This is a genomic window from Allocoprococcus comes, from assembly GCF_013300725.1.
GTDB lineage: Bacteria > Bacillota > Clostridia > Lachnospirales > Lachnospiraceae > Allocoprococcus > Allocoprococcus comes_A.
Genome location: NZ_JAAIMM010000003.1, coordinates 115,073 through 140,360, shown reverse-complemented (window position 1 = coordinate 140,360; position 25,288 = coordinate 115,073). Strand labels below are relative to the sequence as shown.

22 protein-coding genes are annotated in these 25,288 nt (G+C 44.1%); 17 read left to right on the top strand and 5 right to left on the bottom strand.

All coding sequences use genetic code 11. The features are described 5' to 3' along the window. Positions 1 to 83: 83 nt before the first annotated feature. Both G4407_RS02860 and G4407_RS02855 read left to right on the top strand, forming a co-directional pair. Complete coding sequence (locus G4407_RS02860; protein ID WP_173687664.1) at positions 84 to 1,154, top strand: amidohydrolase family protein; 1,071 nt, start codon at positions 84 to 86, stop codon at positions 1,152 to 1,154. Next, a complete protein-coding gene (locus G4407_RS02855; protein ID WP_173687663.1) occupies positions 1,154 to 2,311 on the top strand; it encodes an amidohydrolase family protein in 1,158 nt (385 codons plus the stop codon). The genes G4407_RS02860 and G4407_RS02855 overlap by 1 nt, the downstream gene beginning before the upstream one ends. 89 nt (positions 2,312 to 2,400) lie before the next feature. Here the strand turns inward: G4407_RS02855 and G4407_RS02850 are convergent, their stop codons facing one another. Then, positions 2,401 to 5,112: a transglycosylase domain-containing protein gene (locus tag G4407_RS02850; protein WP_173687662.1), complete on the bottom strand. Its 2,712-nt coding sequence runs from the start codon at positions 5,110 to 5,112 to the stop codon at positions 2,401 to 2,403. A 216-nt stretch (positions 5,113 to 5,328) separates the two neighbouring features. On the opposite strand from G4407_RS02850, the gene G4407_RS02845 reads away from it, so the two are divergent. After that, complete coding sequence (locus G4407_RS02845) at positions 5,329 to 5,985, top strand: YigZ family protein (RefSeq protein WP_173687661.1); 657 nt, start codon at positions 5,329 to 5,331, stop codon at positions 5,983 to 5,985. A gap of 113 nt (positions 5,986 to 6,098) precedes the next feature. Here G4407_RS02845 and hpf read toward each other — a convergent pair whose 3' ends face one another. From hpf to typA, 3 genes are all read right to left on the bottom strand, one after another. Further along, positions 6,099 to 6,635 (bottom strand): ribosome hibernation-promoting factor, HPF/YfiA family, encoded by a 537-nt coding sequence (gene hpf / locus G4407_RS02840; RefSeq protein ID WP_022220288.1) that lies wholly within the window; start codon positions 6,633 to 6,635, stop codon positions 6,099 to 6,101. 208 nt (positions 6,636 to 6,843) lie between these two features. Then, the gene (locus tag G4407_RS02835; RefSeq protein WP_173687660.1) at positions 6,844 to 7,455 is read right to left on the bottom strand and encodes a transporter; all 612 of its coding nucleotides are present in this window, start codon (positions 7,453 to 7,455) and stop codon (positions 6,844 to 6,846) included. A 79-nt stretch (positions 7,456 to 7,534) separates the two neighbouring features. Next, on the bottom strand, positions 7,535 to 9,361 hold the full coding sequence (typA, locus tag G4407_RS02830; RefSeq protein WP_173687659.1) for a translational GTPase TypA: 1,827 nt from the start codon (positions 9,359 to 9,361) through the stop codon (positions 7,535 to 7,537). Positions 9,362 to 9,579: 218 nt separating this feature from the next. On the opposite strand from typA, the gene G4407_RS02825 reads away from it, so the two are divergent. From G4407_RS02825 to G4407_RS02775, 11 genes are all read left to right on the top strand, one after another. Then, a complete protein-coding gene (locus tag G4407_RS02825; RefSeq protein ID WP_173687658.1) occupies positions 9,580 to 10,224 on the top strand; it encodes a single-stranded DNA-binding protein in 645 nt (214 codons plus the stop codon). A 56-nt stretch (positions 10,225 to 10,280) separates the two neighbouring features. Continuing rightward, positions 10,281 to 11,171 carry a 4-hydroxy-tetrahydrodipicolinate synthase gene (dapA, locus tag G4407_RS02820; protein ID WP_173687657.1) on the top strand — a complete coding sequence of 297 codons (891 nt, stop codon included), beginning with the start codon at positions 10,281 to 10,283 and terminating at the stop codon, positions 11,169 to 11,171. Between the two features lie 118 nt (positions 11,172 to 11,289). Beyond that, a complete protein-coding gene (dapB, locus tag G4407_RS02815; RefSeq protein WP_173687656.1) occupies positions 11,290 to 12,048 on the top strand; it encodes a 4-hydroxy-tetrahydrodipicolinate reductase in 759 nt (252 codons plus the stop codon). 34 nt (positions 12,049 to 12,082) lie between these two features. After that, positions 12,083 to 14,035, top strand: a complete 1,953-nt coding sequence (locus G4407_RS02810) for a fructose-1,6-bisphosphatase (protein WP_173687655.1) — start codon at positions 12,083 to 12,085, stop codon at positions 14,033 to 14,035. Positions 14,036 to 14,108: 73 nt separating this feature from the next. Beyond that, positions 14,109 to 14,381 (top strand): hypothetical protein, encoded by a 273-nt coding sequence (locus tag G4407_RS02805; RefSeq protein WP_173687654.1) that lies wholly within the window; start codon positions 14,109 to 14,111, stop codon positions 14,379 to 14,381. 126 nt (positions 14,382 to 14,507) lie between these two features. Continuing rightward, positions 14,508 to 15,281 (top strand): phosphoribosylformimino-5-aminoimidazole carboxamide ribotide isomerase, encoded by a 774-nt coding sequence (gene hisA / locus G4407_RS02800; protein ID WP_173687653.1) that lies wholly within the window; start codon positions 14,508 to 14,510, stop codon positions 15,279 to 15,281. Between the two features lie 115 nt (positions 15,282 to 15,396). Then, positions 15,397 to 17,964, top strand: a complete 2,568-nt coding sequence (secA, locus tag G4407_RS02795) for a preprotein translocase subunit SecA (protein WP_173687652.1) — start codon at positions 15,397 to 15,399, stop codon at positions 17,962 to 17,964. Positions 17,965 to 18,015: 51 nt separating this feature from the next. Further along, a protein-coding gene (prfB, locus tag G4407_RS02790) for a peptide chain release factor 2 (protein ID WP_173687651.1) occupies positions 18,016 to 19,126 on the top strand; the annotation gives its coding sequence in 2 pieces (ribosomal slippage) (positions 18,016 to 18,090 and positions 18,092 to 19,126; 1,110 coding nt in all). After that, the gene (locus G4407_RS02785) at positions 19,119 to 19,559 is read left to right on the top strand and encodes an ACT domain-containing protein (protein ID WP_008374505.1); all 441 of its coding nucleotides are present in this window, start codon (positions 19,119 to 19,121) and stop codon (positions 19,557 to 19,559) included. Before prfB ends, G4407_RS02785 begins: the two co-directional genes overlap by 8 nt. An 8-nt stretch (positions 19,560 to 19,567) precedes the next feature. Then, positions 19,568 to 20,785 carry a homoserine dehydrogenase gene (locus G4407_RS02780; protein WP_173687650.1) on the top strand — a complete coding sequence of 406 codons (1,218 nt, stop codon included), beginning with the start codon at positions 19,568 to 19,570 and terminating at the stop codon, positions 20,783 to 20,785. A 26-nt stretch (positions 20,786 to 20,811) separates the two neighbouring features. Continuing rightward, positions 20,812 to 22,020 (top strand): aspartate kinase, encoded by a 1,209-nt coding sequence (locus G4407_RS02775; protein ID WP_173687649.1) that lies wholly within the window; start codon positions 20,812 to 20,814, stop codon positions 22,018 to 22,020. 68 nt (positions 22,021 to 22,088) lie between these two features. Here G4407_RS02775 and G4407_RS02770 read toward each other — a convergent pair whose 3' ends face one another. Beyond that, on the bottom strand, positions 22,089 to 22,538 hold the full coding sequence (locus tag G4407_RS02770) for a CYTH domain-containing protein (RefSeq protein WP_173687648.1): 450 nt from the start codon (positions 22,536 to 22,538) through the stop codon (positions 22,089 to 22,091). A gap of 132 nt (positions 22,539 to 22,670) precedes the next feature. Here G4407_RS02770 and G4407_RS02765 point away from each other — a divergent pair, with 132 nt between their 5' ends. From G4407_RS02765 to tig, 3 genes are all read left to right on the top strand, one after another. After that, entirely contained in the window at positions 22,671 to 23,222 is a 552-nt protein-coding gene (locus G4407_RS02765; RefSeq protein ID WP_173687647.1) for a DJ-1 family glyoxalase III, read from the top strand. Next, complete coding sequence (locus G4407_RS02760; RefSeq protein WP_173687646.1) at positions 23,212 to 23,892, top strand: hypothetical protein; 681 nt, start codon at positions 23,212 to 23,214, stop codon at positions 23,890 to 23,892. The genes G4407_RS02765 and G4407_RS02760 overlap by 11 nt, the downstream gene beginning before the upstream one ends. A gap of 83 nt (positions 23,893 to 23,975) precedes the next feature. Then, positions 23,976 to 25,262 (top strand): trigger factor, encoded by a 1,287-nt coding sequence (gene tig, locus G4407_RS02755; RefSeq protein ID WP_173687645.1) that lies wholly within the window; start codon positions 23,976 to 23,978, stop codon positions 25,260 to 25,262. The last annotated feature ends 26 nt before the right edge of the window (positions 25,263 to 25,288 follow it).

The window sequence follows — 25,288 nt, the reverse complement described above, 5'->3', positions numbered from 1 at the left end:
AAACTAAATTGAAATGTCATAGAGGTTGTAAAACCTCTATGGCACTTTAGGTTAAAAAAATAAAAGTAAATGGAGAAATGATTATGTATGTAATTAAAAATGGAACCATTCATACCGGAACTGGTGAAGTGCTTGAAAACTATGATATCTTAATCGAGGGGGAAAAGATTAAGAAAATCGAAAAGAATATCTGCGAAGCAGATGCAGAAATTATCGATGCAACAGGAAAACAGGTTTTTCCTGGTTTCATCGATCCACATTCTTCTATCGGAGCTACGGGGATTCCGACTCGTTACAGAGATAATGCAGAAACTACAAATGTAATTAATCCGGATCTGAGCGTGAAGTATGCTATCGATCCAGATGAAGTGAATGCACAGGAATTCTATAAATCAGGAATTACATCTGTTGGATTTTCGCCGGATCACAGCAATGTGATCGGAGGACAGATTACAGTGTGTAAGACAGCTCCGGATCATATGGCAAACCGTATTGTAAAAGAGCACGCAGCAATGAAGGGAAGCGTATGCTCAACCGTTAAGGATGTATATGGTGCAAGTAACCAGATGCCGAAAACAAGAATGGGAATTTTCCATTTGCTCAAAGAAGCAATCAGAAAAGATGACCTTTTGAAGAAATATCAGATGCCATTTGTCATCGCTGCAGAAACTGCAGGTGAGATTCAGTGTCTTATGGAGCTTCTGAAAGATGAAGATATCCAGCTTACAATCGTAGACGGATTTGAATTCGGCGATGCGATCGAAGAACTGAAAGAAAAGAAAGTTGGAATTATCTTTGGTAATTTCAGCAACCTGTCACAGATTTCAAAACATGAAATTGACCTTTCCAGATTAAAAGAACTGGTAGAAAACGGAAACCGCATCGCATTTACAAACACATGCAAAGGTGCTTCAGAAGGCAGAGAAGTATTCATCTGGAGTGCGATCGAAGTATATCGTGCAGGAATCGATGCCGAGGATGTAGTAAAAATGATGACGATCCAGCCAGCCGAGATGCTTGGTGTTGCAGATCAGATCGGAAGTATCGAAGTTGGAAAAGACGCGGACATCACAATTTACAGTGATCATCCTGTAAAATCTTATGCGGCACACGTACAGTTTTGTATGATAAATGGAAAGGTGGTATTATCGTAATGCAGACATTAATCAAAAATGGTATTTTATATACAATGACAGAGGATAAGGGCATCTTTCAGGGTGATATTCTCGTCGAAGGAACAAAGATCAAAGAAGTAGCAGAACATATCAGTGAAGACTGCTTAGAGGATGGAGATAATCTCATTGAGGCAGAAGGATATTATGTTCTTCCGGGACTTATCGATGCACATTCTCACATTGGATTATTTGATTTCAATGTGGATCCGTGTGTAGACGATGCCAATGAGATGACAAATCCGGTTACTCTTTCTGTTGATGCACGTTTTGGAACCAATCCAAAAGCAAGAGAATTTAAAGTAGCTTATGAGCACGGAATCACAACCATGCTTCTGACACCTGGAAGCGGAAATGTATTCTGCGGACTTCCGTTTGCACTTAAGACTTATGGAAACAATGTGTTTGATATGACGATCAAATCACCATGTGCGGTGAAGATCGCACTTGGAGGAAATCCGAAAAATACATATGGTGATATGAAACGGCTCCCGATGACGAGAATGGGAATTGCCAAAGTGCTGGATGATACCTTTGCGAAGGCAAAGAAGTATGCAGAGGATAAAGAACAGGGGAAAGAAGTGGAATATGATCCGGATATGGAAGCACTTGGAATGGCTTTGAGAGGTGAAATCCCATGTAAGATCCACTGTACACAATATGATATGCTCACTGCAATTGAGATAGCGAAGAAGTATCATGTGCACTTTTCACTGGAGCATGCGTGGGGAGCAACCGATTATCTGGATGAAATCGCGGAAAGCGGATGCGATGTATGTTACGGACCAATTGCAACTTATCGCAGTCCGGGAGAGCGCAGGAAACTGGATGTGGAAGCTGTAAAAATGCTTGATGACAGAGGGGTGAATGTGGCGATGATCACTGATTCACCGATTCTGAGTGAAGAATCCCTGTATCATCATGTGGGAGAAGCAGTGCGTGAAGGACTTGCACAGGAGAGAGCAGTAAGAACGGTTACGATCAATGCTGCAAAAGTGCTGGGCGTAGAAGACCGTCTGGGAAGCCTGGAAGAAGGAAAAGATGCAGATATTATTGTAATGAAAGGAAAACTCGGACTTGATACCGATGCAATGGTATACTATACGATGATTGAAGGTAAGATCGTATATCAGAAATAGATGACCAGAGCGATAGAGATAAAAAAAGAGAGATCAGTGAATTTCAACATTCACTGATCTCTTTTTGCTCTAATTAGATGATGGGATTCTTACTGTCCATTGCCAGAATCTGTGCCGCCGGTATTTCCGGAATCAGTGCCACCACCGGTATTACCGGAATCGCCACCGGTATTGCCGGAATCAGTGCCACCACCGTTATTACCGGAATCGCCACCGGTATTGCCGGAATCAGTGCCACCACCGTTATTACCGGAATCGCCACCGGTATTGCCGGAATCAGTGCCACCACCGTTATTACCGGAATCGCCACCGGTATTGCCGGAATCACCGCCGGTACCACCGGTAGTATCCCCATTAGTGCCGGTAGAGTTACCGGAGGAGTTTCCACCTGTTGTACTATTAGAATCGGATTTGTCATTCGAATTTTTTGTACTGTTGGTGGTAGTTGATTTGCTTGCATGTCCGGAACATGTCTCAGTCGGGAGAGTATCCGGATCAAACCATTCGGTCTGTGACGGACAGCTGGAACCGGCAAGTTTACCGGAAATTGTACATACACTCTTCTGAACGAGAGAACTTGGCATCTCGAAGTCTTTGTAGGTAAGGCCCAAAGCTTCATCGATCCGGTTCATGATCTTAGCCCAGATCTTGAAATGATAGTTCCAGCTTCCTTCAGACATTTCCTGGTTACCATCGTAACCCATCCAGATACCACAGGTATAATACGGTGTAAATCCTTCGAACCAGAAGTCACGGTTGTCGGAGGTTGTACCGGATTTACCGGATGCAGGCATATTATTGAGCTGTGCATCGGTTGCAGTACCCTTTGTGACAACGTCCTGCATGGCATTGGTAAGAAGTGCCGCAGTTGTATCTTTGATCACAGTGTGGCTTTCCGGGTTGGAGTTGTCGATCAGGACATTACCATCATGATCCAATACTTTTGTATAGAGGGATGGTTTGTTATATACACCGCCGTTTGCAATGGATGCATAGGCTGCTGTCAGTTCATAGTTGTAAACACCATGGGAAATACCACCAAGAGCAAGAGACTCTACAGCATCGTCTTCGCTAAGTGTGGAAAGACCAAATTTCTCGCAGTATTCAAAACCAAGATTGATACCGATCTTATTCAATGTCTTTACTGCAATGATGTTCATGGACTGTTCGATCGCCTGACGGTATGTTACGGTACCTTTATAGTAATCGCCCCACCAGTTATGAACCTGATGATGTTCCAGGTCGTGCTGATAGTAGTATTCTTCATCAACTTCGGTAGTAGCAAGTGTAAGACCTGCACTGTCCAGCGCCGGAGCGTATACGGCAAGAATCTTGAATGTAGAACCTGCGTTACGGGTAGAACCCTTGTATGCACGATTAAGTCCACGGTTGGTTGTCTTTTGTCCACGACCACCGACAAGAGCTTTGATCTGCCCCGTTTTCTGATCGATGATGGTCAGTGAAGTCTGCGGCTGTGGAGAGAGGTTGACGTACTCATCATAAGTCTCGCCATCCTGGAGAAGACTGTTACGGAATGCGTCAATTCTTTCCTGTGCAGCTTCCTGTGATCCGAAGAGAAGTCCTTCGTCATCACCGTACTGGTCTGCCCCGAATTGTTTCAGGTGTCCGGCACTGTAGTTATCTACCGAGCCATCAGTATGATAGACTGTGAGGGCATAATCAACACCCCAGTCAATATTGGCCGGATAATTGTTGTCATCATTCAACTCTTCATCACAGATGTTCTGCATCGTAAGATTCTGGGTTGAATAAATGGTGAGACCACCGCTGTACAATGCGTTCTCTGCCTGTGTCTGGGAATATCCAAGTCCGTCTTCAGAGGTGAGATCTTCGATCAGCTGCTCAGACAGGGCATCAACAAAATAAGAGTTGACGGTGCTGGTCTCTTCGATCCGTGTATTTACGTTCTGGATTCTGGAATATACATCATCTGCCAGCGCCTCATCATGGGCAGCCTGGTCGATCCAGCCCTGATCGAGCATATTATCCAGAACTTTTTTACGGCGGGTTGCGTTGTCCTCAGGATTGGTGATCGGATTGTATCTTCCCGGATTCTGTGTGATCGCAGCGATGGTCGCAGATTCGGAAAGGTTAAGTTCATTGACATCCTTATTAAAATATCTCTGTGCGGCTGACTGTACTCCCAGACAGTCCTGACCAAGGTTGATCGTGTTCAGGTAGCTTTCAAGGATTGAATCTTTATCGAGCTGCTTTTCAACCTGAATTGCGAGATACTGTTCCTGGATCTTACGTTCCAGCTTTTCTTCAAAAGTGCTTTCATTTACAAAGTCTGGGAAGACATTGTTCTTGATCAGCTGCTGGGTAATGGTACTGGCTCCTTCAGAAAAGTTGCCGCCATGAGTGATACCAACAACAAAAGCACGGATAATACCCTGAATATCAACACCGTTATGTTTGTAAAAACGGGAGTCTTCGATTGCGACGAATGCATGCTGCAGATCCTTCGGGATCTGATCGATCGTCTTATATACACGGTTGGCACCTGCACCGGTAAATTCGGCTATTGTTGTCGTGCCGTCATCTGCAAGTGCGGTGGACGTATAACCCTGTGGTTTGATGCTGTCAGCTGTAATCTCAGGTGCATTATCAATCACATGCTTGATGATAAAGCCACCTCCGATCGCTGCGAGGATACAGCAGACAAAGATACATAATAGAAAACCTTTAAAAAGGCGAACGCCCAGTTTCTTTTTGCGCATATTCTTTTTCGATGTTATGCGTTTTTGCTTTTTAGAAGCTTTTCGCTTTCCATAATTCATGAATGCTTCCTCCTTCATATTGCAATATTATATCAAACTTGATAATCTAAATAAAGGAAAACTTGAAAACTTCAATGTTCCATTTTACAAAATTAAGAAAAACTTCGGAAATATAGGGAAATTGTAACATTTTTGTAATTTTCTTGCATCTGAAGAAATAGATTTGTATACTGGAAATAGTGAAAATATAAGGAAAATGAAGGGAAAAACGCAGACATGCAGGAAGAATACAAAACAGTATACCGGGGAGGCGAAGGGGAGATTGTTGAAAAGAAATCCCGTTTTATCGCAACGGTAAGACCGGTACACTCGGAAGAAGAAGTACTGGCATTTATAGAAGAAGTTAAGAAAAAATACTGGGATGCAAGACATAACTGTTTTGCTTATGTGATCGGTGTGACGAATCCAACTCTGAGATGCAGTGATGACGGGGAGCCTGCAGGTACAGCAGGAAAACCGATGCTGGATGTACTTACAGGGGAAGGTCTTCACGATACGGCGGTTGTTGTGACCAGGTATTTTGGCGGGACGCTTCTGGGAACAGGTGGTCTGGTGCGGGCTTATCAGGGAGCAGTAAAGGAAGGCCTTCAGGCAAGTACTGTGATCACAAAGCGTCTGGGTTACCGGTATGAGATTGGAACGGATTATACCGGACTTGGGAAGATCCAGTATATCCTCGGACAGCGGCAGATCAGTGTGCAGGATACACAGTATACGGATAAGGTGCTGATGAAGGTGATTCTGCCTTATGATCAGGAGCAAAGTGTGGTTTCCGAGATTACAGAAGGGACAAATGGACAGGCTGTGATCGAAAAAGGAGACAGCTGTTATTTTGCGGAGGATGGAAAAGAAATCCTGGTTTTTGAGGAATAGAACAGGAAAAAGAACCCCCATACAGAACGGAGGATCCGTTCTGTATGGGGGTGTAATGTCTTAGTATACAGGAGAAACTGCAGATAGCAGGTTCTCTGTATGAGATTATTGTTTTACTGGAATTCCGGTTCGATCAGACCGTAGGTTCCATTCTTTCTCTTATATACGACATTGACTTCGTCTGTCTCAGCATTGCTGAATACATAGAAGTTATGTCCGAGAAGTTCCATCTGGATGCAGGCATCCTCCGGGAACATTGGTTTGATGCCGAAACGTTTGGTGCGGACAATTTCAATCTCGTCTGACTCTGCTGCCGAAGTATCGGATTCAATAAATTCCTGCCGGAAATCATGTCCACCCTGCTGTTTTGCAATCAGTTTGGTTTTATACTTTCTGAGCTGACGCTCGATAATTTCTTCTACGAGATCAATGGATACATACATATCGCTGCTTTCCTGCTCGGAACGGATAATGTTTCCTTTTACAGGAATCGTAACTTCGATTTTCTGACGTTCTTTTTCTACACTGAGTGTAACGATAATGTCAGTTTCAGGAGTAAAATACTTTTCCAGTTTTCCTAATTTCTGTTCTACAGCCTGTCTGAGACCAGGTGTGATGTCAATGTTTCTTCCGCTAATGATAAAATTCATACAGCTCAACTCCTTTTTTCTCATATTTCTCATAGTATGTACGGAGATAAGTGCATCTATAAGAGCTTGACCGGCAGGATGTATAGATAGTTTTTATATCCTTCCGGCTATAGCTACATTATACTCTATCATAGGGGGGAGATGCAATGGTAAATGCAAAAAAATTATTAAAATTCTGTAAAGAAAACTGAATTATCAGAAAATTCTGTTAATGTATGGAGCGGATTACTTCGATACGACTGATCTTGCCGTTATGCATTTTGGCGACGCGCAGACCAAAATTATCGAAGAATGTACTTGCACCAACACCAATTTCAGTTTTTTCCTGTTCAAATCTTTTCGTGATCACGTCATATAAGGTCTGTTCATCTTCATATGGAATATGGACGTGCAGGATGCTGTTTACAATCTGAGCTTTGGTAGTAGCACGGAAAATGATCTTCTCAGATTCATCAAATTCAATAAAAAGGAACTTTCTGGTTGCAAATAAAAGTGCGATGGAAACCACACCGATCAGGCTGGATACCGGATTATTATGTGCCATGATCACCTGTCTGGCGATGGCAAATAACAGCACCTCAAACACAGTGGAAGGCTTGTGCTGATAAAGCATACGGATCAGTTCGACACCAATGATCAGATTGAAACAGGTTTCTACCAGGTCTTCGTAATTTGGATAAATATCCAGATCCGGAACATTTGGCATGGACAGGACCAGCTGGATCAGCAGGATGATGATTCCGGCAGCCAGAACGAATGAAATGATAAATTCCAGAAGTACGGTCAGCTTATGGAGTGCTGCGCTTAAGTATTTTTTCATAAAAAAATCCCCCTTGTTCGTTGTATACAAAGATTGTAACGGATACAAGGGGGAGGTGTAAAGAAAAATCTATAGTTTTTTACTGGAAATTGCTTCTCTTACGGAGTTTCGGATCCAGAATCTTTTTACGGATACGCAGGCTCTTCGGTGTGACTTCCAGAAGTTCATCGGTATCGATGAAATCAAGGGCTTCTTCCAGACTGAGGATTCTCGGCGGAGTAAGCTTTAAGGCTTCGTCAGCACTTGAAGAACGGGTATTGGTAAGGTGTTTGGTCTTACATACATTCAGTTCGATATCATCTGTCTTCGCATTCTGACCGATTACCATACCGGAGTAAACTTTTTCGCCAGGTCCGATGAAGAGTGTTCCACGATCCTGTGCGTTGAACAGACCGTAAGCTACAGCTTCGCCTGTCTCGAAGGCGATCAGGGATCCCTGGCTTCTGTACTGGATATCTCCTTTATACGGAGCGTAGCAGTCAAAGGCTGTGTTCATGATACCGTTACCTTTTGTATCGGTCAGGAATTCTCCACGATATCCGATCAGACCTCTTGACGGGATGGAGAATTCAAGACGGGTGTATCCGCCATTAGACATTCCCATGTTGCGGAGTTCGCCTTTTCTCTGGCTTAATTTATCGATAACTGTACCTGTAAATTCATCCGGTACATCAATGTATACGGTTTCCATTGGCTCGAGCTTCTTGCCGTTTTCGTCTTTTTTGTAAAGAACTTCGGCTTTGCTGACTGCGAATTCATAACCTTCACGGCGCATGTTTTCAACGAGGACGGAAAGATGAAGCTCTCCACGTCCGGATACTTTGAAGCTGTCTGTGTTGTCTGTCTCTTCAACACGAAGGCTGACGTCTGTATTCAGTTCACGGAACAGACGGTCACGGAGATGACGGGAAGTGACGAATTTACCTTCCTGTCCTGCAAACGGACTGTCGTTGACAACGAACTGCATTGCGATCGTAGGCTCGGAAATCTTCTGGAACTCGATCGGAACCGGATTGTCCGGCGAGCAGATCGTATCACCGATGGAAATATCTGCAATACCGGAGATCGCAACGATAGAACCGATGCCTGCTTCTTTTACTTCTACTTTATTAAGACCGTCAAATTCATATAATTTGCTGATCTTTACTTTTTTCTGTTTGTCCGGATCATGATGGTTTACAACAACTACATCCTGGTTGACAGAAATAGTTCCGTTATCGACTTTTCCGACACCGATACGACCAACGTATTCATTGTAATCGATGGTGCTGATCAGCATCTGTGTACCTGCATCAGGATCTCCTTCCGGAGCCGGGATGTAATCCAGGATGGTCTCAAACAGAGGAACCATGTCTTTCGGTTCATCGTCGATGTTGTAAGTTGCATATCCGTCTCTTGCAGAAGCAAAAAGGAACGGGCAGTCAAGCTGTTCATCAGATGCGCCCAGATCGATGAGAAGCTCAAGGACTTCATCGATAACTTCATCCGGACGAGCTTCCGGACGGTCGATCTTATTGATACATACGATAACCGGGAGCTTCAGTGCAAGTGCTTTTTTCAGAACGAATTTGGTCTGTGGCATGGCACCCTCAAAAGCGTCAACCAGAAGGACCACTCCGTTGACCATCTTAAGGACACGTTCTACTTCTCCACCGAAATCGGCATGTCCAGGAGTGTCAATGATATTGATCTTTGTATTTTTATAAACAACTGCGGTGTTTTTGGAAAGAATGGTAATTCCACGTTCACGTTCGATATCGTTGGAATCCATTACTCGTTCGGCTACTTCCTGATTTTCACGGAAAACACCGCTCTGTTTTAAAAGTTCATCTACTAATGTTGTTTTACCATGGTCAACATGGGCGATGATAGCGATATTTCTAATGTCTTCACGTTTTGTCTTCATATTCTCAAAACCCTTCTTATTACCTATTTAAAGTTACAACCCGTATAGTTTATCACATTTTGAAAAATTTACAAGTAGTAAGAAAAAAATTTGACTTTCTGCAAAAAAAGAGTTTACTTTTTGTTCTAAAAACTGGAAAAGCTTCATAGATTAAATAGTGATCAAGAGTAAAAACGCGGTAAAATACGCCTGCGAAGAGGAAGGAGATTTACATTATTATGTCAGATAAGATTATTGAAAATAACCAGGTAACGATCATGGGAAAGGTAGCAACTGAATTTTCATTCAGCCATGAGGTCTTCGGAGAAGGGTTTTATATGGTAGAGGTAGAAGTGAAAAGACTGAGCAATTCAGAAGACCGTATCCCGCTGATGATCTCAGAGAGACTGATCGACGTGACACAGGATTATACCGGAGAGTATATTATGGTGCACGGACAGTTCCGCTCTTACAACCGGCATGAAGAGCAGAAAAACCGTCTGGTATTATCCGTATTTGTACGGGAGATTTCCTTTATGGAAGAAGAACCTGACGGGACCAAGACCAACAGTATCTGGCTGGATGGCTATATCTGCAAGGAACCGATCTACCGGAAGACACCGCTTGGAAGGGAGATCGCAGATCTTTTGCTTGCGGTTAACCGCCCGTATGGAAAATCTGATTATATTCCATGTATCTGCTGGGGGAGAAATGCAAGATATGCCTCCGGCTTTGAAGTGGGAGAGCATGTACAGATTCTGGGAAGGATCCAGAGCAGGGAATATGTAAAACGGATTTCAGATACCGAGACAGAAAAGAGGGTTGCCTATGAAGTTTCGGTCAGTAAACTGGAAAAGACTCTGATTGACAGTGCCTGCATTTAATGCTAAACTTATTTTAATCGTTTAGTATCATAAAGCAACATGTCAGGAGGAATATTATGGCTATATTTACAGGATCAGGAGTGGCACTTGTAACGCCGTTTCATGAGGACGAGAGTATAAATTATGACAAACTGGATGAAATGCTGGACTACCATTGTACACATGGGACCGACAGTATTATCATCTGCGGAACAACAGGTGAATCTTCTACTTTATCAGAAGAAGAGCACATGGAATGCATCAAATTTGCGATCGAGCGTGTCAAGGGAAGAATCCCGGTGATCGCAGGTACCGGTTCCAACAGTACCTACACAACGATCCAGATGTCAAAAGAGGCAGTAGAAGACGGTGCAGACGGACTTCTGCTTGTAACACCATATTATAACAAATGTACACAGGACGGACTGATCGCACATTATACCGCTGTTGCAAAAGAAGCAAAAGCACCAATCATCCTTTACAGTGTGGCGAGCCGTACCGGTGTGAATATTGCTCCGGAGACAGTTGCGACTTTACATAAAAATATAGAGAATATTGTTGCGGTAAAAGAAGCATCAGGCAATATTTCCCAGATTTCGAAGATCATGCAGCTGACAGATGGCAAGATCGATCTGTATTCAGGCAATGATGACCAGATTGTACCGCTCCTTTCTGTTGGAGGAAAGGGTGTCATCTCAGTTCTTGCGAATGTGGCTCCGCAGTATACACATGACATCTGTGCAAAGTTCTTTGAAGGAGATGTCAAGGGAAGCTGTAAGATGCAGCTGGATGCGATTCCGCTGATCGAGAAGTTATTCTGTGAAGTGAATCCGATTCCGGTTAAAAAGGCTTTAAATCTGATGGGATGGCAGGCAGGTCCGCTGCGTATGCCTCTGACAGAGATGACAGAAGCACATACAGCACAGCTTGCAAAAGAACTGGAAGCATTTGGAATCAAACTGGCATAATAAAGGGTCAGATTATAGAGAAAAGGGACTGACTGGAGTATCCATCAGTTCCTTTTGTGCTATACAGGAATTTGTGAAAAGATACACAAGAACATAGAGATAACAAGGAGGACTACAAATGGTTAAGGCAATTATGCATGGATGTAACGGAAAAATGGGACAGGTGATCTCAGGACTTATAAAGGAGGATGATGTGATCGAGATCGTGGCAGGTATTGATAAATTTACCGGAATCGAGAATCCATATCCGGTATTTGCAAGCCTTGCAGAGTGTGATGTGCAGGCAGATGTTGTTATTGATTTCTCAAACGCAGCAGCAGTTGATGAGCTTCTGGATGTATGTGTGGAGAAAACGCTTCCGGTTGTTCTGTGCACAACAGGACTTTCAGAGGAACAGCTTGCAAAGGTGAAAGAAGCAGGAGAAAAAGTGGCAGTTCTCCGCTCTGCAAATATGTCGCTGGGAGTCAATCTTCTGATGAAGCTTTTAAAGGATGCAGCAAAGGTTCTTGCTCCGGCAGGCTTTGATATTGAAATTGTTGAAAAACATCATAATCAGAAAGTTGATGCTCCAAGTGGAACAGCGATCGCACTTGCGGATTCGATTAATGAAGCGATGGCTGACCAGTATGTATACAATTATGACCGCAGCCATGAACGAAAAAAACGTGAGAAAAACGAAATCGGGATCGTTGCAGTACGTGGAGGCACAATCGTTGGACAGCATGACGTCATCTTTGCGGGGGCAGATGAAGTGATCGAATTCCACCACACTGCATATTCAAAAGCAATTTTTGGAAAAGGTGCAGTAGAAGCTGCCAAATTCCTGGCCGGAAAACCGGCAGGAATGTACGATATGAGTGATGTGATCGGACTGTAAGCAGAAAAAGCTTTTGTACAAGAGGGAGGAAGTTATGAAAGCATTAGAGGAGAAATATCTGGAAGGGCTGTCGGAATTATTTCCATCAATCGCAGCTGCGTCCACAGAAATTATTAACTTGCAGGCAATCGTGAATCTTCCAAAAGGAACGGAACATTTTCTGACGGATATTCACGGGGAATATGAAGCGTTTGCACATGTGCTGAAGAACGGATCGGGTTCGGTAAAGCGCAAGGTCGATGATGTATTTGCAAACACAATGAGCAGCAGGGACAAGCAGACACTGGCAACTTTGATCTACTATCCGCGGGAGAAGATGGAGCGGATCCGGGAAGAAGAACCGAATATGGATGACTGGTACAAGATCATGCTGTACCGTCTGATCGAGGTAGCAAAACGCTCGGCGAGCAAATATACCAGATCGAAGGTCAGAAAAGCGCTCCCGAAGGATTTTGCATATGTGATCGAGGAACTGATCACAGAAAAGTCAGGAATGACAGATAAGGAATCATATTATAATTCGATCATCAGTACAATTATCCAGATCGGACGAGCGGAGGAATTTATTGTAGCTTTATGTGAACTGATCCAGCGTCTGGTTGTGGATCACCTGCATATTGTCGGTGATATTTACGACAGAGGTCCGGGACCACATCTGATCATGGACAAGCTGATGGAGTACCATTCGGTGGACATCCAGTGGGGGAATCATGATATCCTGTGGATGGGAGCGGCAGCAGGGCAGAAATGCTGTATTGCGAATGTGATCCGTATCTGTGCCCGCTATGGGAATCTGGATATTCTGGAGGATGGATATGGGATCAATCTGCTTCCACTTGCAACTTTCGCATGGAAACAGTATGCAAAAGATCCGTGTGAGTGCTTTTTATTAAAAGGGCAGGACAACTGCAAACCACAGGAGCTGGAACTGAATATGAAAATGCACAAGGCAATTTCTGTTATTCAGTTCAAAGTAGAAGGACTGGCAGCAGAGCTTTATCCGGAATTTGGTTTCCAGAGAAGAAACTTTCTGGATAAGATCAACTACGAGGAAGGGACCATAACGATAGAAGGAAAAATCTATCAGCTTCTGGATGATTATTTTCCGACCATAGATCCGAAGAATCCATATCAGCTTTCTGCTGAGGAAGAAGAGATCATGAACCGCCTGGTGAAAGCGTTCCAGAGCTGTGAAAAACTGCAGCGGCATATGCGTTTCCTTTTGAACAAAGGAAGTCTTTACAAGATTTACAATTCCAATCTGCTGTATCACGGCTGTGTTCCGCTGAATGATGACGGATCACTCAGAAAGGTAAAGATATACGGTAAAAGCTATCAGGGAAGGGCACTTTATGATGTGATGGAGTCCTATGTGAGAAAAGGATTTTTTGCGGTAGATCCGGATGAAAAGAAAAAAGGGCGTGACCTGATGTGGTATATCTGGCAGGGTGCGAATTCTCCTCTTTTTGGCAAAGATAAAATGGCGACCTTTGAGCGTTATTTCCTTGCAGAAAAGGAGCTGTGGAAAGAGAAAAAGAATGCGTATTATCTACTTCTTGAAGATGAAAATGTGATGAACGGAATCCTGGATGAATTTGGTCTGGACAGAGAGATTTCCCATATCATCAACGGACATGTTCCGGTGAAAACGAAAAATGGAGAGAATCCGGTCAAATGTGGCGGAAAAGTGCTTGTTATTGATGGTGGATTTTCAAAAGCGTACCAGAAAGAAACCGGAATTGCAGGATACACACTGATCTATAATTCCTATGGACTGATCCTTGCGGCACATGACCCGTTTGAGTCGACGGAGGCAGCTATTGAAAAAGAAAGAGATATCCATTCGGACAGTGTGATCGTAAAGCGGACGCTCGAACGCAAGACGGTAGGAGATACTGATGTTGGAAAAGCACTGAAGGAACGGATCCGGGATCTGGAGGCATTGCTGGATGCTTACAGAAGTGGTCAGATCATCGAAAAAATTTAAAAATAAGTATAAAAATCCTTTTTCTGCGGATAGTAATAGTACAAGTATTTTACAGAAAAAGGAGAATTACAACATGCAATATCTAAAAAGAATGGCTCTGGTTTTTACCTGTGTGATGCTGATGGGAGGAATTACAGCGTGTGGAAATGGTGATAACGCTGCAAATCCGGATACGAATACTGGTGGAACAAATCAGAACGGAACGGTAAATGATGTCACAAACGATATCGGAGATGGTGTTGACGATGTAGTGGATGATGTGGAAGACGGAGTCGATGATATGACCAGAAACAGGACAGATGACCGGAATGTAAATGATAATCATACAATAGATGGTCAGGAATAGGGAAAAGGCAAGACTTTGCGGAAAAGTCTTGCCTTTTTTGCAGACAAAAGGTGGTAAAGTGTCCGTGGGTGTGATACAATATGACGGTATGCAAAGACGAGATCAACAGAAAAAACGGAGGACTTCATGAAATTTCGACCATGTATAGATATTCATAACGGTGCAGTCAAGCAGATTGTGGGTGGCAGCCTGAAGGATGCAGGAAATGCAGCGGTAGAAAATTACATATCCAGACAGGATGCAGACTATTATGCGACAATGTATAAGAAAGACGGACTTACCGGAGGACACATTATTTTGCTGAATCCGCCGACATCGGAATACTATGATGCGACAAAGACGCAGGCGCTGAAAGCACTACATGCCTATCCGGGCGGAATGCAGATCGGCGGAGGAATTACTGCAGAAAATGCTGCAGAGTATCTGGAGGAGGGAGCAAGTCATGTGATCGTTACATCCTATGTATTTCAGGATGGACAGGTGCGGTATGACCGGCTGGACCGGCTGAAAAAGGCAGTAGGGAAAGAGCATCTGGTACTGGATCTCAGCTGCCGGAGGCGGGAGGACAGTTATTATATTGTGACCAACAGATGGCAGACATTTACTGAGCTCAGACTGATACCGGAGGTTCTGGAAGAGCTGTCCGGATGGTGCGATGAATTTCTGGTTCACGGGGTTGATGTAGAAGGAAAAGCATCTGGTACAGAGGAGGATCTGGTCAGGATGCTTGCGGCGTGGAACGGACTTCCAATCACCTATGCCGGTGGAATTGGAAGCATGGAGGATCTGCGGGAGTTTGCGCGGATCAGCGGGGAAAAGCTGGACTATACGATTGGCAGCGCACTGGATCTTTTTGGCGGTAAGATTCCGTATGCCGGGCTGACAGAAGCGGTGAAATAAACTGATTGAAGAATAAAAGAAATGGTGCTACAATGGATACTGTCTATCTATAGCGGAAAAAAGCAAAACGCTTCAGACAGAAGTGATAAGCAAGGAATATAAGGAGCTTAATAAAATGGGAATTATTGAAAAGATATTTGGAACGCACAGCGAACATGAATTGAAGCGGATCTACCCGATCGTGGATCATATTGATGCGCTGGAGCCGGAGATGCAGAAGCTCTCCGATGAGGAATTAAAAGAAAAGACGAAAGAATTCAAGGAGAGGCTTGCAAAAGGAGAGACACTGGATGATCTTCTTCCGGAAGCGTTTGCTGTTGTAAGAGAGGCAGCTGTCCGTGTACTTGGAATGCGCCACTACCGCGTACAGATGATCGGTGGTATCATCCTGCATCAGGGACGTATTGCTGAGATGAGAACTGGTGAAGGTAAGACCCTGGTATCGACTCTTCCGGCTTATTTAAATGCGTTAACCGGAGAAGGCGTGCATATTGTAACAGTCAATGACTATCTGGCAAAGCGTGATGCCGAGTGGATGGGAAAAGTCCATGAATTTCTGGGACTGACTGTCGGAGTTGTCCTGAACCAGATGGATAATGACGAACGTAGAGAACAGTACAATTGCGATATTACTTATGTCACCAACAATGAACTTGGTTTTGATTATCTGCGTGATAACATGGTCATCTATAAAGAACAGCTGGTACAGCGTGGAATGAAATATGCGATCATCGATGAGGTCGATTCCGTTCTTATTGATGAAGCAAGAACACCGCTTATCATTTCCGGGCAGAGTGGAAAGTCAACCAGACTTTACGAAGCATGTGATATTCTGGCAAGACAGCTGGAGAGAGGTGAGGCAAGCGGGGAATTCTCCAAGATGAATGCGATCATGGGAGAAGAGATCGAAGAGACCGGAGACTTCATTGTCAATGAAAAAGAAAAGAACATCAACCTGACCGAAGACGGTGTGAAGAAGGTTGAGAAGTTCTTCCATATTGAGAACCTTGCTGATCCGGAGAATCTGGAGATCCAGCACAACATCATTCTGGCACTGCGTGCACATAATCTGATGTTCCGTGACCAGGATTATGTAGTAAAAGATGATGAGGTTCTGATCGTTGATGAATTTACCGGACGTATCATGCCGGGACGCCGTTATTCTGACGGACTTCATCAGGCAATCGAAGCAAAAGAGCATGTAAAGGTCAAGAGAGAAAGCAAGACTCTGGCTACCATTACATTCCAGAATTTATTTAATAAATATGAGAAGAAATCCGGTATGACAGGTACAGCCCTTACCGAGGAACAGGAGTTCCGTGACATTTACGGAATGGACGTTATTGAGATTCCGACGAATGTTCCGGTACAGAGAATTGACTTGGAGGATGCTGTTTACAAATCAAAGAAAGAGAAATTTAACGCAGTTATTGATGCGATCTGTGAAGCACATGAAAAAGAACAGCCGGTTCTGGTTGGTACGATCACGATCGAAACTTCCGAGCTCCTCAGTAAGATGCTCAGTAAACGCGGCGTAAAACATAATGTACTGAATGCCAAGTTCCATGAACTGGAGGCTGAGATCGTTGCACAGGCAGGACAGCATGGGGCTGTTACGATCGCAACCAACATGGCAGGCCGTGGTACAGATATCAAGCTTGATGAAGAATCAAGAGCAGCCGGCGGACTGAAGATCATCGGTACAGAACGTCATGAGTCCCGCCGTATTGACAACCAGCTGCGTGGACGTGCCGGACGTCAGGGCGATCCGGGAGAATCCAGATTCTATATCTCTCTGGAGGATGACCTGATGCGTCTGTTTGGTTCCGAGAGACTGATGGATGTATTTACCAAGCTTGGAGTAGAAGAAGGAGAACAGATCGAGCACAAGATGCTTTCAAGTGCGATTGAGAAGGCTCAGAAGAAGATTGAGAGCAACAACTTTGGTATTCGTAAGAATCTGCTTGAATATGACCAGGTAATGAATGAACAGAGAGAGATCATCTATGATGAAAGACGCAGAGTCCTTGACGGTGAGAATATGAGAGATTCTATCTTCCATATGATCACAGATTTTGTGGAAAATACCGTCGATGCCAATCTTTCCGAGGAACAGGATTTTGAAGAATGGGATCTTGGAGCAATGAACCGAGACCTTCTGGATGTGATTCCAACGCTTCCGCCGGTTACGGAGGAAGATGCAAAGGATAAAGAGCCAAAAGAGATCAAGCATCTCCTGAAAGAACGTGCTGCAAAAGCATATGAAGAAAAAGAAGCACAGTTCCCGGAAGCAGAGCATCTGCGTGAGGTAGAGCGTGTGTTCCTTCTGCGTGTGATCGATGCAAAATGGATGGATCACATTGATGATATGGATCAGTTACGTCAGGGAATCGGTCTGCAGGCTTACGGACAGAGAGATCCTCTGGTTGAATACAAGATGATCGGATATGATATGTTCGGTGAAATGACACGTGCAATCGAAGTGGATACAGTCAGACTTCTCTTCCATGTCAATGTAGAACAGAAGGTTGAAAGAGAACAGGTTGCAAAAGTAACCGGTACCAATAAAGATGACAGTGTTGCAAAGGGACCAAAGGTACGTGCCGAGAAAAAGATATATCCAAATGATCCATGCCCGTGTGGAAGCGGCAAGAAATACAAACAGTGCTGCGGAAGAAAATAAAATACGACAGTTTGGGTTTTTATATAATTTTATGAGATTTGAGGTGATACAGTGGTTGAATTAGACGGATTTAAGCAGACATTAAATGCGTATGAAGAACCCCTGAAGGAAATGAGGGATTCACTTTGACCTGGCAGGCAAAGAAAAACGGATTGAAGAGCTGGAAAGAAAGATAGAAGAACCAGGGTTCTGGGACAAGACAGAGCTTTCACAGAGGATCATGAAGGAACTCCGGAAAATGCAGGACTGTGTGAAGGAGGTCCAGGATCTGGAAAGTTCATATGAAGATATCAATGCACTGATCGAACTTACGGAAGAGGAAGAAGACCGGGAGATGATCAAAGAGATCCAGCGTGAGATCTCTAAATTTGAAAAAGAATTTGAAGATCTCAGGATCCGGACACTTCTTTCCGGGGAATATGATTCCTGCAATGCGATCGTGACACTGCATGCAGGAGCCGGAGGAACAGACAGCTGTGACTGGGCAAATATGCTGTATCGTATGTATACAAGATATGCACAGTCAAAAGGATTTCAGATAACCGTGCTGGACTATCAGGACGGAGATATTACCGGACTGAAAGGAATCACGTTTGAAGTAACGGGAGATAATGCATATGGCTATTTTCAGTCAGAAAAGGGAGTGCACCGTCTGGTGCGTATTTCTCCGTTCAATTCAGCAGGCAAGAGGCAGACATCTTTTGCATCCTGTGATGTGATACCGGATATTGAAGATGATATTGACATTGAGCTGAATGATGACGACCTGCGGATCGATACCTACCGTTCGAGCGGAGCCGGAGGACAGCATATCAACAAGACTTCGTCTGCGGTGCGGATTACGCATCTTCCGACAGGAATCGTAGTGCAGTGTCAGAATGAACGTTCGCAGCTTTTTAATAAGGACAAAGCGATGCAGATGTTGAAAGCCAAGCTGTATCTTTTGAAAAAGCAGGAGCAGGAAGAAAAGGTATCCGGCATCCGGGGGGAAGTCCAGGATATCAATTTTGGAAGCCAGATCCGATCCTATATTTTACATCCTTACAATCTGGTCAAGGATCACCGTACCGGAGAAGAGACCGGAAATGTAAGTGCAGTTCTGGATGGGGAGCTGGATCCATTTATCAATGCTTATCTGAAACAGAGGAGTAACAATGGATAATACAAAGTACTATGTGGTAAAGAAAAAAGCAGTGCCGGAGGTGCTCATAAAGGTTGTCGAGACAAAGAGACTGCTCGCAACCAGACGTGGAATGACGATTCAGGAAGCGACAGAAGAGATCGGTATCAGCAGAAGTTCTTTCTATAAATATAAGGATGATATTTTCCCATTTCACGAAAATGAAAAAGGAAGGACTGTTACGATGGTTATTCAGCTTGATGATACACCGGGAGTTATGGCAGAGCTTTTAAACGCGGTGGCAAGGTATCAGGCGAATATCCTGACCATTCACCAGAGTATTCCGATCAACGGGGTGGCAACACTGACGCTCAGTGTGGAGGTGCTGCAGACAACGAAGAATCTGTCGGAGATGGTGGAAGAGATTGAACAGCATTCAGGTGTGCATTATTTGAAAATCGTAGGCAGGGAGTAGACAAAAAGATGAAGATTGCAGTATTGGGTTATGGTACCGTAGGTTCTGGTGTGGTAGAGGTTCTGGATGTAAATCAGAAGCTGATCGCGTCACGGGCAAAAGAAGAAATTGAAGTTAAATATGTGCTGGATCTGAGGGATTTCCCGGGAGATAAGATCCAGGAAAAGATTGTTCATGATTATGAGATTATCCTGAATGATCCGGAGATTGGAATTGTAGTAGAAGTGATGGGCGGTGTGGAACCGGCGAATACCTTTGTCAGAAAAGCACTGGAAGCAGGAAAAAGTGTCGTGACATCCAATAAGGCGTTGGTTGCCAAACATGGATCCGCGCTTCTTAAAACAGCACGGGAAAAGAATGTGAATTTCCTTTTTGAAGCAAGTGTGGGAGGGGGGATTCCGATCCTCCGGGCACTTGGATCATCCCTGACAGGTGATGAAATCGAAGAAATCGCAGGAATCCTGAACGGAACAACCAATTACATGATGACCAGGATGTTCTATGAGGGAGCGAACTATGAAGAGGTTCTCCGTGAAGCACAGAAGAATGGATTTGCAGAGGCAGATCCGACTGCTGATGTGGAAGGACAGGATGCATGCCGGAAAATCGCGATCCTTGCATCGATCATCTCAGGAAAATATGTAGATTTTGAAGAAATTTATACCGAAGGTATTACAAAGATCACAACAGAAGATATGCAGTATGCAAAGGCTCTGGGAATGAATATCAAACTTCTTGCTGAATGTAAGCATGTGGATGGAACTCTTTATGCGGGAGTTGCACCGGTGCTTCTTCATGCAGAACATCCGCTTTACAGTGTGAACGGTGTATTTAATGCCGTATTTGTAAAGGGGAATATGCTGGGAGATGCGATGTTCTACGGAAGTGGGGCAGGAAAGCTTCCGACTGCGAGTGCGGTTGTGGCTGACATTGTGGCAGTTGTACAGAATCAGGGCAGAGATATCATGAATTTCTGGAGCGAAGAAAAGCTTACATTGGAAGACAGAAGCAAGACCAGCAAGAAGTTCCTGGTGCGAATCCGTGGAAATGTGGATGCGTTCAAAGAACGAATCGGCAATGATTTTGGTGAAGTCAGATTTGTAGAGGCAGGAGTCAATGGAGAATTTGGTTTTGTCACACCGGTGATGACCGAGGGAGAATACGAGGAAAAAGCAAAAGCTTATCCGGAAATCCTGCATATGATAAGAGTAGAAGAAGAAGTCTAAAAATGCAGGAACTGTAGGAGGAAATTATGCTAGTAGTTAAGAAATTTGGCGGCAGTTCAGTTGCAGATAAAGAGCGGATCTTTAATGTAGCAAGACGCTGCGCAGAAGAGTATCAGATGGGGAATGATGTGATCGTTGTTCTCTCCGCAATGGGAGATACAACAGATGAACTGCTTGAGAAGGCGGCCGAGATCAATCCGTACCCATCAAAACGAGAACTTGATATGCTCCTTACCACGGGAGAACAGGTATCTGTAGCACTGATGGCAATGGCACTTCAGTTTTTGAATGTTCCGGCAATCTCGTTGAATGCATTCCAGGTAAAGATGCATTCTACGGCGCGGAACGGAAATGCGAGATTTAAAAGAGTGGATACAGACCGTATCACCCACGAACTGGAGAACCGCAAGGTCGTGATCGTAACCGGATTCCAGGGAGTCAACCATTATGGAGACTATACCACACTTGGAAGAGGTGGATCCGATACGACAGCTGTGGCACTTGCGGCTGCAATGCATGCAGACAAATGTGAGATCTATACAGACGTAGACGGTGTTTACACTGCAGACCCGAGAGTGGTACCGAATGCGCGTAAAATCGAAGAGATCACCTACGATGAGATGCTGGAGCTCGCAACATCAGGGGCAAAGGTTTTACATAATCGTTCTGTAGAGATGGCGAAAAAATACGGGGTTGAGCTGGTTGTACGTTCCAGCCTGAACACAGAAGAAGGAACCCTGGTCAAGGAGGTAGCAAAGGTGGAAAAAATGTTAATTACCGGCGTTGCGGCAGATAAAAATACAGCGAGAATTTCAGTAATGGGTGTAGAAGACAAACCAGGTACTGCATTTAAGATTTTCAATACACTTGCAAAGCATAATATTAACGTAGATATTATTCTTCAGTCAGTTGGACGTGACGGAACAAAAGACATTACATTTACTGTATCACAGGATGATCTTAAAGAGGCAATGGAAGTTCTGGAAGCCAGAAAAGAAGCCCTTACGATCAGAGAGATGAATTACAACGAAAAAGTTGCAAAGGTATCGATCGTAGGAGCCGGAATGCTCAGCAATCCGGGTGTTGCTGCGACCATGTTTGAGTCACTTAGCAATTCCAATATCAATATCAATATGATTTCTACATCAGAGATCCGTATCACGGTTCTGATCGATGAAAAAGATGCAGACCGTGCATTGGTTGCAATCCATGACGGATTTGGTCTGGAAGACTAATAAAAAGAATGTGGTCGTAAATGTACCGGATGGTGCATTTGCGGAAGAAAAAAGGATTGGGAAATTTCTCAATCCTTTTTCTGACTCAGTGTACTGTTATGATATTTGCTGGAAAAGGTGACATCCTCACCGAACCAGTCCGGCGGGGTAAAGGAATTGGCCTCTTCTTCGGAAGAAAATTCGACTTCGGCAAGGAGCAGCGGGGCGAGATCACCGGCGAAGACATCAAGCTCGATCATGAGATGATCTCCGTAAGGGATGCAGTAGCGCTCTTTTGTGATAATGCGTCCGTCTGCCTTTTCGAGCAGATGGTGGTAGGCTTCCTTGGTAAGAGGAAGATTGTATTCTTCACGCATCATCAGACCTTTGGATTTGTAGGTCAGGATGTAGTCATCAGCATCCCTGCGGACACGGACAACCGGTTCGGTGCAGAGATAAGCCTGCTCAAGTGTGCGGTGAGGATAAGCCTCAAGGTGATCCGGAAGCTTATGGATCAGATATTTGCGTTCGATTTCCATGGGAAAGTCCTCCTTATACGTTCATTAACAGTATAGCGGAGTTTTTCAGGGGAGACAAGGCAGAAAGTTGCCATTTTTGCAGGCTTCTGTTACAATGGGGAACATCAGGAAAAAGAAAGGATGGACAGGATTATGAGTGAAGTATGTGTATTTCTTGCAGATGGATTTGAAGAGATTGAAGGACTTACGGTTGTTGATCTTTTAAGAAGAGCCGGGATTGAGACCAGAACCGTTTCCATCATGGGACGGGAAGAGATCCGGGGGGCACACGGAATTATAGTAAAAGCAGACAGCCTGTTTGAAAATACAGATTTTTCAGAGGTGAAGATGCTGGTACTTCCGGGAGGGATGCCGGGAACAATCCATTTAAAAGAACACAAAGGTCTTGAAGAGCTGATCTTAAAACATAATGAAGAGAAAAAATATCTGGCTGCAATCTGTGCGGCACCGACCGTATTTGGCGGAATGGGAATCCTGAAAGGAAAGAAGGCAATCTGCTATCCGGGAATGGAAGAAGGACTTACCGGAGCGGAAGTTACCTGTCAGCCGGCAGTGACAGATGGACATATCACAACCAGCCGGGGACTTGGAACCGCGATTGATTTTGCACTTGCGCTGATCAGCGAGCTGCGGGATAAAGAAAGTGCAGATACCATTTCAAGGCAGGTAGTCTATGAACGGTAGTTTCCGGAAAAAGAGAAAAGCAGGCAGTGAGTTTCTGGCAGTGCTGCTTTTGGTCACACTGCTTGCCGGATGTGGGATCAATGAAGGAAAGGCAGAAAAATATGTGCAGGCGAACCTGGATCTGACTTTTCAGGGACAAACCCAGGAAGCAAAGGAAATCCTCGGAGCATCAGACAGCGATCTGAAGAAGGTCTATGAGAACGGGATCAATGCTTTTGTCCAGGACTATCTGCTAAATGGTGTGGAGACGGAAAATGACTTTTCTGAGACATATGGTGTATTGATCAAAGAGATCTTTAGCTCCGTCCGTTATCAGGTAAGTGGTGTGAAAAAGACGGGGAGTAAGACCTGTGAGGTGACAGTAAAGTACCAGCCGGTGGATGTATTTACCCGCTTCATGCCGAAACTGAAGGAAGAGTCCGAGAAGATCCAGGCAGACAAAGATGCAGGAAAGTACAGCGGAACAGATGAAGAAATCAAAGAGGCAATGGTGCTGGATTATATGACCGGTGCATACAGCCTTTTAAGAAGTTCTTATCTCGATATGCAGTATGGAGAGAAGCAGGAATATATCTTTACCGTGACGCAAAAAGGGCGGAATACCTGGTCGATCGGTGATGAGGAATTAAATGGCTTTATAGAACGAATTTTAGAGCTTGATAAACTGTAGAAGTTGTGCTATACTTGTAAAATGATTGTAATGTAGATAAGTCTGTCGACTTTTTGCATATGTAAATTTAGGAGGAAATGGTAATGAGTTTACAAGTTGAACAGTTAGAACACAATATGGCGAAACTCACAATCGAAGTTTCAGCAGAAGAATTAGAAGGAGCACTTCAGAAAGCATACCAGAAGCAGAAAGGCAGAATCAATGTTCCTGGATTCCGTAAAGGAAAAGTTCCGCGCCAGCTCATCGAAAAGATGTACGGACCGGAAATCTTCTATGATGATGCAGCAAACGCTCTGATTCCGGAAGCATATTCAAAAGCATACGATGAAAGCGGACTTGAGATCGTATCTCAGCCGAAGATCGATGTAACACAGATCGAAAAAGGAAAACCGTTCATCTTCACAGCTGAAGTAGCTACAAAGCCGGAAGTAGAACTTGGCGAATACAAAGGAATCGAAGTTCCGAAATATTCTAACCGCGTAACACAGAAAGAAATCGACGCTAAGCTTGAGGAAGAACAGCTTAAGAACGCAAGAACAATCACAGTAGAAGGACGTCCGGTACAGGATAAAGACGAAGTTGTTCTTGACTTTGAAGGATTTGTAGACGGAGAAGCTTTTGAAGGCGGAAAGGGAGAAAATTATCCGCTGACAATCGGTTCAGGATCTTTCATTCCGGGATTTGAAGAACAGCTGATCGGTGCAGAACCGGAAAAAGAAGTTGAAGTTAAGGTTACATTCCCGGAAGATTACCATGCAGAAGACCTCAAAGGAAAAGAAGCTGTATTCAAATGCACAGTTCATGAGATCAAAGCAAAAGAACTTCCGGAGCTTGATGATGAATTTGCTTCAGAAGTATCAGAATTCGATACTCTTGATGAATTAAAAACTGATATCAAAGCTAAGATCAAAGAGCAGAAAGTAAACGATGGTAAGAGAGCACAGGAAGATGCAGCTGTAGATGCGATCATCGAATCAGCTAAGATGGATCTTCCGGAAGCTATGGTTGATACACAGGCAAGACAGATGCTTGATGAATTCGCTCAGAGAATGCAGCAGCAGGGACTGACTCTTGACCAGTACATGCAGTTCACAGGCATGACAGCTGACAAGATGATGGATGAACTTCGTCCGCAGGCTGAGAAGAGAATCAAGACAAGACTTGTTCTTGAAGCAATTGCAAAAGCAGAAAACATCGAAATCACAGATGAAAAATTAGACGAAGAGATCGCTAAGATGGCAGAAGCTTACCAGATGGAAGCTGACAAGCTTAAGAGCTTCATGGGCGACAAAGAAAAAGAACAGATGAAGCAGGATATGGCAGTTCAGGAAGCAATTACATTTGTAGTTGACAATGCCGTAGAAAAATAAGTATCTGTTTCATACTTTAATATAGC